This is a genomic window from Aeromonas sp. 603757 (assembly GCF_049171255.1).
Lineage (GTDB): Bacteria > Pseudomonadota > Gammaproteobacteria > Enterobacterales > Aeromonadaceae > Aeromonas > Aeromonas veronii_A.
In genome coordinates this window covers 152,114-168,510 of sequence record NZ_JAAKOE010000004.1, presented here as the reverse complement: position 1 = coordinate 168,510, position 16,397 = coordinate 152,114, and the positions used below count along the sequence as shown (strand labels likewise).

Annotated in this window: 14 protein-coding genes; 1 reads left to right on the top strand and 13 read right to left on the bottom strand. The window is 58.7% G+C overall.

Features of this window, described 5'->3' with window-relative positions; all coding sequences use genetic code 11:
• Positions 1–119: 119 nt before the first annotated feature.
• Positions 120–1,760 carry an EAL domain-containing protein gene (locus G5332_RS05745; protein ID WP_421172589.1) on the top strand — a complete coding sequence of 547 codons (1,641 nt, stop codon included), beginning with the start codon at positions 120–122 and terminating at the stop codon, positions 1,758–1,760.
• Here G5332_RS05745 and G5332_RS05740 read toward each other — a convergent pair.
• The 13 genes from G5332_RS05740 to G5332_RS05680 all read right to left on the bottom strand — a co-directional run bounded on the left by G5332_RS05740 (position 1,723) and on the right by G5332_RS05680 (position 16,250).
• Positions 1,723–2,217: a hypothetical protein gene (locus G5332_RS05740; protein ID WP_042055706.1), complete on the bottom strand. Its 495-nt coding sequence runs from the start codon at positions 2,215–2,217 to the stop codon at positions 1,723–1,725. The genes G5332_RS05745 and G5332_RS05740 overlap by 38 nt on opposite strands.
• 175 nt (positions 2,218–2,392) lie before the next feature.
• Positions 2,393–2,755 carry a DUF2750 domain-containing protein gene (locus G5332_RS05735; RefSeq protein WP_005337077.1) on the bottom strand — a complete coding sequence of 121 codons (363 nt, stop codon included), beginning with the start codon at positions 2,753–2,755 and terminating at the stop codon, positions 2,393–2,395.
• A gap of 179 nt (positions 2,756–2,934) precedes the next feature.
• Positions 2,935–4,239: an inosine/guanosine kinase gene (locus G5332_RS05730; RefSeq protein ID WP_216953402.1), complete on the bottom strand. Its 1,305-nt coding sequence runs from the start codon at positions 4,237–4,239 to the stop codon at positions 2,935–2,937.
• 186 nt (positions 4,240–4,425) lie between these two features.
• Positions 4,426–4,818 carry an MAPEG family protein gene (locus tag G5332_RS05725; RefSeq protein ID WP_421172590.1) on the bottom strand — a complete coding sequence of 131 codons (393 nt, stop codon included), beginning with the start codon at positions 4,816–4,818 and terminating at the stop codon, positions 4,426–4,428.
• A 34-nt stretch (positions 4,819–4,852) separates the two neighbouring features.
• On the bottom strand, positions 4,853–5,827 hold the full coding sequence (hemH, locus tag G5332_RS05720) for a ferrochelatase (RefSeq protein ID WP_421172591.1): 975 nt from the start codon (positions 5,825–5,827) through the stop codon (positions 4,853–4,855).
• 96 nt (positions 5,828–5,923) lie between these two features.
• Positions 5,924–6,568: an adenylate kinase gene (gene adk, locus G5332_RS05715; RefSeq protein ID WP_005337083.1), complete on the bottom strand. Its 645-nt coding sequence runs from the start codon at positions 6,566–6,568 to the stop codon at positions 5,924–5,926.
• A 303-nt stretch (positions 6,569–6,871) separates the two neighbouring features.
• Positions 6,872–7,630 carry a tRNA isopentenyl-2-thiomethyl-A-37 hydroxylase MiaE gene (gene miaE, locus G5332_RS05710; RefSeq protein ID WP_005346385.1) on the bottom strand — a complete coding sequence of 253 codons (759 nt, stop codon included), beginning with the start codon at positions 7,628–7,630 and terminating at the stop codon, positions 6,872–6,874.
• 205 nt (positions 7,631–7,835) lie between these two features.
• Positions 7,836–9,356 carry an amidophosphoribosyltransferase gene (purF, locus tag G5332_RS05705; protein WP_005351229.1) on the bottom strand — a complete coding sequence of 507 codons (1,521 nt, stop codon included), beginning with the start codon at positions 9,354–9,356 and terminating at the stop codon, positions 7,836–7,838.
• 21 nt (positions 9,357–9,377) lie between these two features.
• Positions 9,378–9,866 (bottom strand): CvpA family protein, encoded by a 489-nt coding sequence (locus G5332_RS05700; RefSeq protein ID WP_033115174.1) that lies wholly within the window; start codon positions 9,864–9,866, stop codon positions 9,378–9,380.
• A gap of 187 nt (positions 9,867–10,053) precedes the next feature.
• Positions 10,054–11,349 carry a serine--tRNA ligase gene (gene serS, locus G5332_RS05695; protein WP_421249485.1) on the bottom strand — a complete coding sequence of 432 codons (1,296 nt, stop codon included), beginning with the start codon at positions 11,347–11,349 and terminating at the stop codon, positions 10,054–10,056.
• Between the two features lie 287 nt (positions 11,350–11,636).
• Positions 11,637–12,974 (bottom strand): replication-associated recombination protein A, encoded by a 1,338-nt coding sequence (locus tag G5332_RS05690; protein ID WP_421249486.1) that lies wholly within the window; start codon positions 12,972–12,974, stop codon positions 11,637–11,639.
• A 76-nt stretch (positions 12,975–13,050) separates the two neighbouring features.
• Positions 13,051–13,659 carry an outer membrane lipoprotein chaperone LolA gene (gene lolA, locus G5332_RS05685; protein ID WP_041202312.1) on the bottom strand — a complete coding sequence of 203 codons (609 nt, stop codon included), beginning with the start codon at positions 13,657–13,659 and terminating at the stop codon, positions 13,051–13,053.
• Positions 13,660–13,739: 80 nt separating this feature from the next.
• Complete coding sequence (locus G5332_RS05680; RefSeq protein ID WP_321537288.1) at positions 13,740–16,250, bottom strand: DNA translocase FtsK; 2,511 nt, start codon at positions 16,248–16,250, stop codon at positions 13,740–13,742.
• Positions 16,251–16,397: the final 147 nt, after the last annotated feature.

Here is a 16,397-nt window from a genome sequence, read left to right as displayed (position 1 = left end):
TCACTCACATTTAACCGATTTCAATTGACCCTTTTCACCGAGTTGCGAGGAATAGCATGCTTTGCACCGCAAGCTTGGTTAAAATTCCCTCATAAAGCAGCCACTTCAAGGATAAAAAGATGGTTCACAAGCTTGGACGCCCCCTCTTCATGATCGCCACCATAGTGACCATACCCCTGCTGCTCCTGCAAGCAGTTTGGTTGGCCCTTCAGAGCACACCGCTCACTCTGACAGTTATTCTGGCCACCACACTGCTCGGCATGATCCTGTTGTTAATGCTGGCCATGCGCACCATGGACGGCATGGTCCAGCATCAGGAGCTCACCTGGGTCAAGGCCATCAGGAGCCGGGATCCCTCACAGCTTGATGAGCCCGCCTCCCGGGAAGTGCTGCAACAGCTGCTGGAACAGTTCGAGAGTGCCGAACAGAGTGCCCATCGTCAGCTGACCGAACTGAGCAATCTGGCCACCACCGACGAGCTGACTCAACTACTCAACCGCCACGCCTTTCGCCGCGACATGACCGAGTTGCTGCAGCGGGATCAGGACACCCAGACCGCAAGTCTGGTGCTGATCCGCGCCACCGAGCTTGGCAAGATCAACGCCCAGCGCGGCTTCCAGTCTGGTGATGCCTACATCAAGGACATGGCCGCTCTCATCAAGCGGGTGGTAAGCCGCTTCCCGGGCAATCAGGTCTACCGCATTTCGGGGGCTGATTTCGCCGTGCTGGTGCAACCGGTGGCCAATATTCCCCCCCATCTGCTGGGGCAGGATTTGAAAGTGGCTTTCGATCACTATCAGGCTCAACACGAGCTGGAGAGCACAGGTTACTCGGGGTTGACCAAGCTCAGCAGCGGCCAGAAAATCGAAGCCGTGCTGGCCAGGGCGGATTTGGCGCTGGCACGCGCCCAGACCGAAACCATCAATGGCTGGGCCATCCAGCAGGATGACAACGTCTCCGATCTGCAGGGACAGCATCACTGGCGCGAGGTGCTGACTGAAGTGCTGGCACAGGAGCGACTCAGCTTCACCTATCAGCCAATCCAGCCCCTGCACCGCAGCATGCTGGCCTACAACGAAATCTACACCCGTTTCAGCGGCAGCGATGGTACCGCCCTGCCCACCGACACCCTGTTTGCCATGGCCCAGCGGCTCGATATGGTGATGCGGCTGGAGCAACTGGTGATTGTTCATATAATGCGTCAATACCGGGCTTTTGGTGCCAATCAGAGTCGCTGGGGAGTCAATCTCTCCCCCAACCTGCTGCAAAACAGCGCCTTCCTGATCTGGCTTGACCGCCAGTTGCTCAAAGATCCCAATACCAGCGCCAATCTGGTGTTCGAGCTGGATGAAGAGCATCTGGAACGCAATCTGACCGGTGCCAAGCGGGTATTTGAACTGCTGCGCCGCAACGGCAGCCGCTCGGCGATCGCCAATTTCGGCAAGGGGATCGGCTCCTTTACCCTGTTTCGCGAGCTCAAGCCCGACTACATCAAGCTGGATCCTGCCCTTATTACCGGGCTGGAGCAGGATCAGACCAACCAGCAGTTTGTGCGGATGATCGTCGATGTATCACATCGGATGGGATGTCAGGTGATTGCTGAGGGGGTAGAACAGCTTGGCCAGAAACAGCTGCTGCAGGGGATGTATGTGGATGGCTTGCAGGGCTATCTGATCGCCCGGCCGCAACCGCTGCGACCGGATATCAGCCAGCTGGGGCTCTTTACTGAGGATGCTTCAGCTTCAACAGGGTCAGAATGATGTCATTGAGCTGGCGATAGCGCTCCAGCTCTTTCTGATCGTAACGGGTCGCCAGCGTGGTGGGGTTGTGGCGATTTTTGAGGTAACGGTTGATTTGCAGGCGATTGAACCCCGCCACCTGATAGACCTGGCCAAGCAGGGTATTGAGCTCATCGTGCTCCAGACCGGCTCTGGCCAGATAGTCCCCATCGGCGGGACTCTCGGTCTGGTGGCTCCACTTGCCAATGCGACCGCTCTCTTGCAGATAGCTGAGCCACTGCTCGATATAGAGCGGTTTGCACCCCGCCAACAGGTTGAAAAAGCCCACCGCATCGCAACGACAACCGCTCAGGAGCACGACCGCCAGCTGATCATCATCGCACTGGAAGGTCACTGGTCCGGCTTGCGCCCAATCCAGCGCCTGCACCCGAATGCTGGCCTTCTCACCCGCAGCTCCCGTTACGTCGAATACAAACATGGCGCTCCTCCCTTGGCAAAAGGTTGATGATGGACCATCCCCCTGACAGGTGCAAAGGCAAATCGGCTTTTAACTCATCAATCGGGCCATTCGACCATAAAAAAGACCGGCACCTTCGCGGATGCCGGTCTTTGTCCCGATGGCCTGTGCGTTCATGCCATCAATGGAGGCGCTTTCAGGCGTCCAGTTCAACCAGTGCCTTGGCCAGCTCGATGGGTTCGAGCTCCTGACCTTCCAGATCGGCGTTCCAGTTCGGGCCAACCAGTACATCATCTTCATCCAGATCGTTGATCCAGATATCGAGAAACTCTTCCAGATCGATCACTTCCGGCTCGTAATCGGCCCACTCGTCAACACAGTGCAGACGAGCGTCCTCTTCGGCAGACCAGAGCGGCATCACGTCGGCATCTTCAAATTCGGCGGAGCGACAGACGACCCAGTCTTCCCCATAGCGCAGACCCCACACCTGACCCGACTCGCGGACTTGTTCGATAAACAGTTGGAAATTGGCGTCAAGGTTGTCGTTAAGCATGCTCATGGGGTTCTCTCTTTCTTTCGGGTGCTGCGGCATTGTCGGGCGACAATACGATGGCCAAATGGTGTCGCAAAAGTGACATGGACTCAAGCATATTGGGGTTATTCCGGGAAAAAAGCCGGGATAACCCCCATTTGCCTGCAAAAACGCCTCCCGATGGAGGCGCCTTGCAGATTAGGAGATCAACGCTCCCAGTAAACCTCTTCCAGGCTGTCCTCTTTCTCCGGCAAACCGCGGGAGAGACGGGGACTGCTCTGGGCCAACACCTCGTAGCTGACGCGGTTGGCGTATTTGCACACCTGGGCCAGTGAGGAGTAAGTCAGGAACTCGGAGATGTGTTTGGCGGAGTTGGGCACATTCATCCGGTGATAGGAGTTGGCCACCATGTCGTGCAGCACGGCGGAAAGCGCGCCATCCCCTGCCCCGTTGGTGTTCTTGATCTTCTCCGGGCCACCCATGTACGGGGAGATGTGGGAGTAGATCCGGGTCGGTTTGCGGCACTTGGCGCGGGCCATCGGACGGCTGAACTCATACATGTTGAACTCGGGGATGACGCCCGGCAACAGGGTATGAGTGGTCTCGCGCTTGTAGTCCTCGTCGGTGTAGCTCGCCATGTAAAGACCGATGGGGCCTGCGGTACAGAGCACCATGTCGGCCCAATCGAGCGCCTTGTCGGCCGCACCGAGCGGATCTGCGATGCCGGTCAGGGCTTCACCTTCGTCTTCGTTCATCGCCAGCACAGTCACGTTCTCGGCAATGAAGTCGCGCCACCACTGGGGGTTTTCGTCGATGACGAAACGGGTGCCCAGGGTCAGCACCACGGGAATACCGGCCTCGCGGGCATAACGCACCGCGGTCATGGCCGCCTCTTTCATCGGATCACCATCGTCACCACGCACCAGATAGGCGGTGATCACCAGGGCAGATGCCCCTTTGATCACATCCTCCGGGATGTGCTGCACATCCAGCTGGTTCATCTTGCCGGCGTTGATGCCGAAGCTGCGCTCGCCGCACTCGGTGATGAAGGTGAAGCAACGACCGATGGGGCCATCCACCGGCTGCAGATAGTCCAGATTGACGCGGGAAGAGGTGTTGCACAGATAGCGGTAGGCGTAGCAGCCGATGCGAATATCCTGACTCATCACACCCAGCAGGATGGAGTGGGAGTCGGCCAGTACCGAGTAGTTGTGTACCGTGTTGCCAATGGTGCCACCGGCAAACTCGCTCACTACCATGTTGTTGGCCTTGAGCTCGTCATAAATCCGTTCGGCTACATCGTCATTGATGACAACGGAGTGCCCCTTGCTCAGACCATAACGGGTCAGAAAGTCTTCATCCACATGGGCTTCAATATCAACCAGGGTCTGATCAATCCCGACCACGTAGGCTTTGCCCAGTTCGGTTAACAGGGGATTTTGCGGCACCAGGGGATCGCGTCTGTCGACAGGGAAGTAGTGTTTGGACTTGCGCTGACCGGGAAATTTCATGGCAATGTTCTGTGCTCTGGGGGAAAGAGGGGCGGGATTTTAACACAATCCGCCGCCCCGAAAAGTCGCCCTGTTTAAATAATGGAGTCAGTATAGACAAGGCTTGCAAGGAAAAACGTTTGCCTTTTCACCATAAAAAAACCACCCTGCCCGGGGTGGTTCCATAGCATGCAAAAGCGTCGGTTTTCAGGTGGCCGCCATGCCCTGCAACAGAGCCTGCAGCGAGAAGAGGCCGAGGGCGAGCCAGAACAGCAAGGTGCCCAGAAAACGGGGCACATTGGGGGCTTTGGGGATCTGGATGCCGATGGCATGCAGGAGGCGGCCAACCAGTAGCATGGCGCCACCGGCATGCAGCCAGAGCGCACCGGCACCGGAGAGCTCGCACAGCGCCATCAGCAGCAGGGTCAGCGGCACATACTCGGCAAAATTACCGTGGGCCCGGATCGCCGCCAGCAGCTCGGGGGCCTCCCCCTGTCCTATCATCACCCCGAACTGGGCGCGGCGTTTGACCACCCAGAAGGAGAGCCCCAGAAACAGCAGCCCAAGCAGGCCTGCGTAGATCAGCGTGATATGTACCATGACTCGACTCCTTGTTTGACTGACTGCCGGTCACTCATGCCAATTCGCGGCAGATGAGCGAGACCATCATCCTGATGTGGGCCTGATCGCTGTTGAGGGCCGGAATATATTCAAACCGCTCGCCACCGGCCTCCATGAAGATCTCCCGGTTCTGTACCTGAATTTCCTCAAGGGTTTCGAGGCAGTCGGCGGCAAAGGCGGGGCAAATTACATCGAGCCGCTTGACTCCGGCGGCCGGCAGGCCAGCAATGGTCACGTCTGTGTAGGGCTTGAGCCACTCCTCCTTGCCAAAGCGGGACTGGAAGCTGGCCGTCCACTGCCCGGCCTCCAGCCCGAGCGCCTCGGCCAGCAAGCTGGCGGTATGGCGACACTGGTGACCATAGGGGTCCCCTTCGTTCTCGTAGCGCTCGGGAATACCGTGGAACGACATCAGCAGGTGATCACCCTGACCGTGCTGCTCCCAGTGACGGCGCACACTCATGGCCAGCGCCTGAATGTATTCGGGATGGGCGTGATAATCACGAATGAGCCGCACCACCGGCAGATTGCGTTCTCTCTTCATCGCCTTGCCCCAGGCATCGAAGACCGAGGCGGTGGTACTGACCGAATATTGCGGATAGAGCGGCAACAGGATCACCCGGTTGACCCCTTTGGCCTTGAGCGCCTGCCAGCCATCATTCATTGACGGGGAACCATAGGTCATCGCCAGCTCCACCGGCACCTCAACCCCCTCCCGCTTGAGCTCCTGCTCCAGCGCAGCACGCTGCTGCTTGCTTATCACCATCAGCGGCGAGCCCTGCTCGGTCCACACCTGCTGATAGAGCTTGGCCACTTTGGGCGAGCGCGTCGGCAAGATGATGAAGTGGAGCAGCGGACACCAGAGGTAACGGGGCAGGTCCACCACACGGGGATCGTGCAGGAACTGGCTGAGGAACGCTTTGACGGCAGCGGTGGTCGGTGCGGCTGGGGTACCCAGATTGACCAGCAATATTCCGGTTTTCGTGGTCACGTTGGCTTCCTGTCTATCTGTCATTATGCAAAAAGGGCCCGACAGGGCCCTTCTCTATTTATCTGATGGCACGGGAAACAGTGCCGGCAGCAAAGATCAGCCCAGAATGGTGGCAAGCTGCTTGCTGACCAGATCAACCGGCTGAGTGCCGTCGATCTTGACGTAACGGGTGTGGCCCGCTTCCGCCTCTTTGCCGTAGAAACCGATCAGCGGCGCGGTCTGCTGATGATATACATCCAGACGCTTGCGTACTGTGGTCTCTTCGTCGTCGGCGCGGATCACCAGATCTTCACCGGTCACGTCATCCTTGCCTTCCACTTTCGGCGGGTTGAACACCACGTGGTAGGTACGGCCGGAGCCGGAGTGAACGCGACGGCCGCTCATGCGCTTGACGATCTCTTCGTCCGGCACATCGAACTCCAGCACGAAATCAACCACAACACCGGCGTCCTTCATGGCTTGCGCCTGGGGAATGGTGCGCGGGAAACCGTCCAACAGGAAGCCTTTGGCGCAGTCCGGCTGAGCGATGCGCTCTTTGACCAGACCGATGATAATGTCGTCAGAGACCAGCTGACCTGCGTCCATCACAGCTTTGGCTTTCAGACCGAGCTCGGTGCCCGCTTTGATCGCCGCACGCAGCATGTCGCCGGTGGAGATCTGGGGAATACCGTGTTTTTCCATGATGAACTGAGCCTGGGTACCTTTGCCGGCGCCCGGAGCCCCCAACAGAACAATGCGCATACACGCTCCTATTGATTGGTTATTCAAATCTTGCGAAGGCAAAAAAGTACACGGTTTCGCCCGTTTCTACAAGGGTGAGCCACCTGAATGAGCACTTTATCACCACAATAACCGGCTGTTCGAACAGGATTTCATCGCAAGGGGAAGACGCAAAAATAGCCAGGGATTCAGCATAGAGCGCCAAAAGCAGGAAGGAGGTACGACAGAAAAAAAGATCCCGGCTCAGGGCCGGGAATTGCGCTCAAAAGTAACTACTTGTCGCTCGTAGTAGGAACAGGGCAATAGTAGTTTGCCCCCTGTACGTCAACAACTGTCAGATGTGACAGGCAGGCCGCTATGGAACCGGAACTGCGGATCCGGTGAGCAGATTAGCTCGGCTTCGAGCTTGCCAAAGAAGGCCACCCGCTCGCTGATATCCTCCCCTGCATACTGTTCGGCCAGGCTCAGATAATCCTGATAGTGGCGCGCCTCGGAGCGCAGCAAAGAGACGTAGAAACGACTCAGCTCTTCGTCCAGATGGGGCGCCAGCTTGGCAAAGCGCTCGCACGAGCGGGCCTCGATGTAGGCGCCGATGATCATCTTGTCGACGATGGTGGCCGGTTCATGGGTGCGCACATGCTGCATCAACTGGCGGGCATAGCGAGAGGCCGTCACCGGCCCGTATTCGATGCCGCGGGCCTGCATGATCTCCAGCACCTGCTCGAAGTGATGCAGCTCCTCCTGAATGAGCCGCACCATGGGAAACAGCAGTGGATTGCGTTCCAGCTCGGCAAAGACGGTGCGATCAGACTCCCCCATGCTGCGTTTGCCCAGGATCTCGGCCTTCTCCGGAATGGCATCCAGCTCGCGATAAAACTCCAGCTTGGGCAGCAGATGGCGCTTGCCCTTGGGCAGGCAGTAGCGGCGCACCAGACTGTGGGCAGTGAGTGCAGCCTTGGTCTCGCAGTTGGCGTGATCGATGAGCAGGGTCGGTAAACGAGCCGGATCCCGCGCCATCTCTACCCACTCATCCGGGGTCTCGCACTGCAAAAACTGGCGCACTGGGGCTAGCAGATCATCCATCTGAACTCTCGTCTCTTAAAAGCGTATAGATCATATATGTTGCCGCCTATGCTAGCGGATCCCGCTGGCCATGCCCATATCCGGCAAGATAAACGGATGTTTTTCAAACAGATACCCCCTACCCCTTCTGCCGGTGCGAGGTAGAAACGACAATGGGGGCCACTGGCCCCCATCTCGCTATCCCATCCGGCAAAACCGCAAACGTTTAACTTCCTTCGTTAAAAATTTCCAGATTGCTGGTGCCTTCCTGCCATTCACGCACCGCTTTGGTGTCATCGTTGCGCAGGGCGTTGAGGTGATCCAGATAGGACTGGTCCACATCGGAGGTGACGTAGTGGCCATTGAACACCGAGGTCTCGAAGTGACGCAGATCCGGGTTGATCTCCCGCACGGCGGCTTCCAGATCTTCCAGATCCTGGAAAATCAGACCGTCAGCGCCAATCAGCTTGCACACCTCTTCCACTTCGCGACCGTGGGCGATCAGCTCGTTGGCGGTGGGCATGTCGATGCCATAGACGTTGGGGAAACGAATTTCCGGCGCCGCCGAGGCGAAGTAGACCTTGGCTGCCCCCGCTTCACGGGCCATCTGGATGATCTGCTCGGACGTGGTACCACGCACGATGGAATCATCCACCAGCAACACCTTCTTGCCCTTGAATTCGGAGCTGATGGCGTTGAGCTTGCGACGCACCGACTTCTTGCGCTGGGTCTGGCCCGGCATGATGAAGGTACGGCCGATATAGCGGTTCTTCACGAAGCCCTGACGGTATGGCAGATCCAGGGTGTGAGCGATCTCCAGCGCCACGTCACAGGAGGTCTCGGGGATGGGGATAACCACATCGACGTCGAGATCTTCCCACTCGCGGGCAATCTTCTGACCCAGCTTGCGACCCATGTTGAGGCGGGCGGCGTAGACCGAGACCTTGTCGATGCACGAATCGGGACGGGCGAAGTAGACGTATTCGAAGATGCAGGAGCTCATCTGCGGGTTCTCCGCACACTGCTCGGAGAAGAGCTGGCCCTGCTCGGTGATGTAGATGGCTTCACCCGGCGCAATATCCCTCACCGTCTCGAAACCGATGGCGTCGAGCGCCACGCTCTCTGAGGCGAGCATGTACTCCACCTGCCCCTGCTCGTCCTGACGACGACCGAGGATCAGCGGGCGAATGCCGTTGGGATCACGAAAGCCGATGAGACCATGACCAATCACCAGCGAGACCACCGCATAAGCGCCGCGGATCTGCTGATGGGTTCTGCGCACCGCGGCGAAGATATCTTCGGGGCGCAGGGCCATCTTGTCACAGCGATCCAGCTCGTGAGCCAGCACGTTCAGCAACACTTCCGAATCGGAAGTGGTGTTGATGTGGCGACGGGCGACCTTGAACTGCTGCTCCTTGAGCTCCTTGGCGTTGGTGAGGTTGCCGTTATGGGCCAGCACCATGCCGTAGGGCGAGTTCACATAAAAAGGTTGGGCTTCAGCGGCACTTGAGCTACCTGCGGTGGGATATCTGACATGACCTATGCCGATGTTCCCTTGCAAACGCTGCATGTGGCGCACTTCAAACACGTCCTTCACCAGGCCATTGGCCTTGCGTTGCCGGAAGTTTCCACTATCAATGGTCACGATCCCGGCGGCATCCTGTCCCCTGTGCTGCAACACCGTCAAGGCGTCGTAGAGGGCCTGATTGACGGGGGTGGTGCCAACTATACCGACAATACCACACATGTCTTTGCTACCTCGAAGTCACTATACCTGTTTAAGAAAACTGGATGAGTTCAGCATGAACCCGAAAAACCACTGGATCACCGGCTTGAACTCCGGCACCAGCTTGGATGCCGCCCACCAGTCGCTCTGGGAGAGGCTGGTGAAGGTATCCATGAAAAAAAGCAGGGCACTGACGATCAGTACCCCGCGAATTGCGCCGAAGCAGACTCCAAGCACCCGATCGGTACCGGAGAGCCCCGTCTTGTCCACCAGCAGACCCACCACGTAGTTCACCACGCTGCCCAGGATCAGGGTTGCCACGAACAGGGCCGCGATGGCCAGACCGTTGCGCACCAGCGCATCGGAGAAAGAGGTAAAATAGGCGGCGAGATCAGGATAGAAGTGGCTGGCAATAAAGAAGGCAACGAACCAGGTGACGAGAGACATGGCCTCTTTGACGAAGCCGCGCACCAGGCTGATGAGTGCAGAAAAACCGACGATGCCGATGATGGCGTAATCAATCCAGACCATAGAAAAAGATGTCCTGCGAAATTGCGGCGCAGTCTAACAAAAACGATTGCGCAATGCTTGATAAAATTGTGTTACATGTTCAAAGAGGCGCCGGAAACGCAGATTTATTCACGATAAAAACGGTTGAGCGGCGCCAGAATGCACAACGCCATGGCATGGCCATGGCGTTGTCGTCTGCAACGAGCGCTTACCCGATGTGGGTCAGGCCGCCCATGTAGGATTGCAGCGCAGCCGGGATGGCGATACGGCCATCTGCCTGCTGGTAGTTCTCGATCACGGCGACCAGAGTACGGCCTACCGCCAGACCGGAGCCATTCAGGGTGTGAATGAGCTGCGGCTTGCCATCGACACGCACGCGAGCCTGCATGCGGCGCGCCTGGAAGTCGGTGCAGTTGGAGACGGAAGAGATCTCGCGGTAAGTGTTCTGGGCCGGCAGCCACACTTCCAGATCGTAAGTCTTGGCCGCGCAGAAGCCCATGTCACCGGTAGAGAGCGCCATCACGCGATATGGCAGCTCCAGCAGTTGCAGCACCTTCTCGGCGTGACCCACCATCTCTTCAAGCGCTTCCCAGGATTTCTCCGGGTGAACCAGCTGCACCATTTCGACCTTGTCGAACTGGTGCATACGGATGAGGCCACGGGTATCGCGACCGTAAGAGCCCGCTTCGGAACGGAAGCAGGGGCTGTGAGCGGTCATCTTGATCGGCAGCTCCTGCTCGTCGAAGATCTCGTCGCGCGCCATGTTGGTAAGCGGTACTTCGGAAGTCGGGATCAGGGAGAACTTGCGCACCTTGCCCTCTTCTTCCCCTTCGCCGTCAATACCGGTATTGAACAGATCCTGGGAGAACTTCGGCAGCTGGCCGGTACCGTACAGGCTGTCCGGGTTGACCAGATAGGGCACGTAGCACTCGGTGTAACCGTGCTGCAGAGTGTGCAGATCCAGCATGAACTGGGCCAGGGCGCGGTGCAGACGGGCAATCTGGCCCTTCATCACCACGAAACGGGAACCGGAGAGCTTGACGCCGTTCTTGAAATCAACGCCCTTGGCCGCTTCGCCCAGATCGATGTGATCCCGTACCGGGAAGTCGAAGTGACGCGGGGTACCCCAACGGCGCACTTCCACGTTGTCGTTCTCGTCACGACCCACCGGGGTGGTTTCGCTCGGCAGGTTGGGGATGGCGTCGGCAATGGTTTTCAGCTCGGTCAGCAGCGCATCCAGCTCGACTTTGCTGGTTTCCAGCTCGTCATTGATCTTGGTCACCTCGGCCTTGAGCGGGCCAACATCTTCACCGCGACGGGCAGCCTCACCGATGGACTTGGAGCGGGCATTGCGCTCGGCCTGCAGCTCCTGGGTACGGGACTGCAGATCCTTGCGCTTCTCTTCCAGAGCATTGACAGCCGCTACGTCCAGAACGTAGCCACGTGTCGCCAGACGAGCGGCAGCTTCATCGATGTCGCTGCGCAGATATTTGGGATCCAGCATGGGTTACCTACTTTTTTAATAAGGGATCTGGGCCTGAGTCATCATGACGGGCTAAAAAACAGATCCGGAAGTTAACATCGGTTGGCCCCCGTCGCCTTGAGAGTCAGGCCTTCGAAATCAAGAAGATGGTATCAGGCCGAAACCAACGGGGTCAGAGGGGCAGTGTAGCAGACCGCCCCCCTGCCCGAACAGGGACTATTTGGGTCGTTTTTGCCGACTTGTGCGGTCAAACACCCCAATTATTCCGGTACTTGACCAATTTTCATTCTGCTGACAAACAAGCGGGGCTATCGGCCCCGTTTTTGCGAGCTCTGTCGATCCAGCTCGTGGAGATAATCGAGCTTCTGGCCGATCTGCTTTTCAAGGCCACGATCGGTAGGCTGATAGTACTGCTTGCCGGCAAGCTCGGGGGGGAAATACTCCTCCCCCGCAGCATAGGCGCCCGGCTCGTCATGGGCATAGCGATACTCGGCGCCATAGCCCAGATCGCTCATCAGCCGGGTCGGCGCATTGCGCAGGTGCACCGGCACCTCGAAGTCAGGGAGGTTTTTGGCATCATTGAGCGCTGCCTTCCAGGCGGTGTAGACCGCATTGCTCTTGGGGGCACAGGCGAGATAGACGATCGCCTGGGCGATAGCCCGCTCCCCTTCCGCCGGCCCGATGCGGTGGAAACAATCCCAGGCAGATAGCGCCACCTGCATGGCACGGGGATCGGCATTGCCCACATCTTCCGAGGCGATGGCCAGCAAGCGGCGGGCAATGTAGAGGGGATCGCAGCCGGCACTCACCATGCGGGCATACCAGTAGAGTGCCGCATCCGGTGCCGAGCCGCGGATAGATTTATGCACCGCCGAGATGAGGTCGTAGAAGTGATCCCCCCCCTTGTCGAAGCGGGCCACATGTTCCCCCGCTACGGCGGCAAGCAGCGCGCTGTCGATCACCCTCGCCCCTGTGCTGTCGGTTTCGGCCATGTCGGCCAACAGCTCCAAATAGTTGAGGGATTTACGCCCGTCCCCATCCACCGCCTTGGCCAGCGCCTCCTTCACCCCGGGGGCAAAGGTGAGCACCGGATCATTGAGACCACGGGGATCGGTCATCGCCTGATCGAGCATGGCGAGGATGTCGCTCTCCTCAAGTCGCTTGAGCAGATAGACCCGAGCACGGGAGAGCAGCGCGTTGTTGAGTTCGAACGAGGGGTTTTCGGTGGTGGCACCGATAAAGGTGATGGTGCCATCTTCGATATGAGGCAGGAACACATCCTGCTGACTCTTGTTGAAGCGGTGCACTTCATCCACGAAGAGGATGGTGCGCACCCCGCGCCAGCTGTTCTCTTTGGCCTTGTCGATGGCGGCGCGGATCTCCTTGATGCCTGAGGTCACTGCCGAGAGTCGCTCCACTTCCGCCTGACAGTAGTGAGCCACCAGCTCCGCCAGCGTGGTTTTACCGGTACCGGGTGGCCCCCACAGGATCATGGAGTGGCAGTGACCCGCCAGGATCGCTTTGCGCAGGGGCTTGTCAGCCCCCAGGATATGCTGCTGACCGATATACTGGTCGAGGTTTTGCGGCCGCATCCGGGCCGCCAGCGGACGAAAGTCCGATGAGAAATCCAGCGACAAGTTGCTCATCTGTATTGACCACCCAGCGTCACGCCACTCGCCTTTGACTGGCGCAGTGGCAAGCAATCCAACGACCGCTTGCTCATTAGCGCTGGTCGTCCAGTTCGACCCCCTTCGGGATCTTGAAAACAAATTCGTTGCCCTTGAGCACCGGCTTGCGGTTGAAGCTGCTCAGGGTGAATTCACTCCACTGCCCTTGCGCCTCTTTCACATCGAAACGACTGATGTTGTCTTGTCTGTCGAAGGTGACACGGAAGGAGGCAATCAGCTCATCCTTGTTACGGCTGGTGACGGTGTAGACATCCCCCTGCTGGGTCACGTCATAGTTCTTCCAGAACTTGTCGTCATTGCCGGCGATCAGAATAAAGGGGGTGTTGAGCACCGCATCTTTCAGCTTGAGGGCGGTCACCTGCTCGACGAAGGGATCATAGACCCAGACATCCTGACCATCGGCAACTATCAGGCTCTCGTCCGGCGAGGTGGTGTGCCAGTTGAAACGGTTTGGCCGCTGCACCAGCAGATCGCCGCTGGCCTTTTGCAGTTCCTTGCCCTTGCTGTCATAGACGGTCTGGGCAAATTTGGCGGAGAAGAGGCTCACCCCCGCCAGCTTCTGTTTGAGATCGCTGGCCGCATCGGCCCACACCTGGCTGCTGGCCATCAGCAGCACGGTACCCATCAACAGTTGTTTTTTCATCACGCTCTTCATAAAGACGCTCTCGATAAAAGGCCACGCCCGCGGAGGGCATGGCCAGGGATAGTATGAAACGGTGAGGCTTAGTCCCGCACCGGCGGCGGTGCCAGCACGTCGCGCTGACCATTGCCACCCGGTGAGCTGACGATGCCCTGATTCTCCATCTGCTCGATGAGACGGGCTGCCCGGTTGTAACCAATCTTGAACTTGCGCTGGACGCTGGAGGTCGAGCCACGGCGGGACTCCACCACAAAAGCGACCGCTTCGTCGAACAGGGGGTCGAGCTCTTCATCGCCACCACCGCCATATTCGCCGCTGCCACCTTCGCCACCCGACTCACCGGAGAGGATCTCCTCGATGTAGTTCGGCTCGCCGCGCAGTTTCCAGTCCGCCACCACCTTGTGCACTTCGTGATCATCGACGAACGCACCGTGTACCCGGGTCGGGTTGGAGGTGCCAGCCGGCATGTAGAGCATGTCGCCCATACCGAGCAGGGATTCGGCGCCGCCCTGATCGATAATGGTACGGGAGTCGATCTTGCTCGATACCTGGAACGAAATACGGGTCGGGATGTTGGCCTTGATAAGACCGGTAATCACATCCACTGACGGACGCTGGGTCGCCAGAATGAGGTGAATACCGGCGGCCCGCGCCTTCTGGGCGATACGGGCGATCAGCTCTTCCACCTTCTTGCCGACGATCATCATCATGTCGGCAAATTCGTCCACCACCACCACGATGTGGGGCAGCTTCTCCAGCTCCGGCGGCATCTGATCCATGGAGTCACCCGGGCGCCACAACGGATCCAGCAGGGGTTCCCCCTCCTCGATGGCGGCCAGCACCTTGTCGTTGTAGCCCTTGAGGTTACGCACCCCGACCGCCGACATCAGCTTGTAACGACGCTCCATCTCGCCCACACACCAGCGCAGGGCGTTGGCGGCATCCTTCATGTCGGTCACCACCTCGGTCAGCAGATGCGGGATCCCTTCGTAGACCGAGAGTTCCAGCATCTTGGGATCGATCATGATGAAGCGCAGATCATCTGGGGATGACTTGTAGAGCATCGAGATGATCATGGTGTTGACCCCTACCGACTTACCGGAACCTGTGGTACCGGCCACCAGCAGGTGCGGCATCTTGGCCAGGTTCACCACCACCGGCTCGCCGGCGATGTCCTGACCCAGGCCCATTGTGAGCGGGTTGCGGCTATCGCGGAAAGCATTGCAGTCGAGGGTTTCACGCAGGTAAACGGTCTGGCGCACCCGGTTGGGCAGCTCGATACCGACATAGGTTTTACCCGGGATCACCTCAACCACCCGCACACTGCTGGCAGACAAGGAGCGGGCCAGATCGCGTGAGAGGTTGGTGATCTTGCTCGCCTTCATGCCCGGCGCCAGATCCAGCTCGAAACGGGTAATGACCGGGCCCGGATAGACACCGACCACCTTGGCCTGCACGTTGTAGTCGGCAAGCTTGGCCTCCACCAGACGGCCCATGCGATCCAGCTCGTCCTTGCTCATCATCTGGGTCTTGGCTGGCGGTCTGTCCAGCAGCTCGATACTCGGCAACGGCGGCATTGTTGACTGCGGACGACGCTTGGGCTTGGTCGGAGCGACGGCTACCGGCGCGGCGACCTCGTCGTCCCCTTCGGCCCAGGGCAGATCCAGATCGTCCTCGTCATCGGCCACAGCCAGTAGCGGCTGGCGGCGCCCATTGGCAGCCGCCACCGCACGTTTCGGTTTGGCAGCCGGAGCCGGCTCATCATCTTCATCATCAAACTGTGGGTCGAACTCGAAGGTATCGTCGTCGAGTTCCGGCAGCCACTCTTCGGCTGCAGCCTTCTGGTTCTTGGCCTTGGGCTTGCGCGTCCAGCTGGTGTGCGGCTCATCTTCCTCGTCATCAAACGCGATGGCCCCTACCCCGCCTTCCAGCAAGGGATCCGGCCCCTCGTTGCGGGGTTGACGCCAGCCACCGGTCAGCCAGCGGCCGAGGGTGGTCGGGAAGTGGTAAACAGCACTGACCGAACCGGTACAGGCCGCACCGATCTGCTCGACAATAGTGAGCCAGGACCAGCCGGTAAACAGGGTGATGCCGGTTGCCACGAAGCAGAGCAGCATCAGGTTGGCCCCGACGCCGCCAAACAGCGGCACCACTGCAGAAGCGATCACATCCCCCACCAGACCACCGGCGGAGAAGTTTTGCATATCGTTGAAGTTCATGCTGGCAATGGCCGACATGCCGAGCACGGTCAGGATAAAGCCGATGATCCGCACCCCCAGGGTGAGGTAATCCACATCGAGCAGACGGCTCGGGCGCCAGAACAGACTCCAGCCCAGCAGCACCACCAGCGGCGGCACCAGATAGGAGAAGGCACCAAAGGTAAACATGGTGATATCGGCGAGCCAGGCACCGGCACTACCGGCGAGGTTCTTCACCTCCCCTTGCCAGGAGGTCTGGGACCAGCCGGGATCAGCGGGATGATAGGACAACAGGGCAAGCAGAAGATAAGCAGCCATCAGGGTGATGGCGATCAAGACGGCTTCGAAGATCCGTTGTGTACCTGATAAAGGAGTAAACAGCTTTTTATCGGCCAAACTCCGGCTCCTTTCTGAAAACATGTAATGCAGGAAATAAGGGGGCCTAGTATCCCCGAAAAGCCCATCGATTGTCAGCCAGAGCCTGATGGGACGGGGCCATATTTGCAATTATCTTTACAAGAAGAAACGAGCGGACCGGCCGCT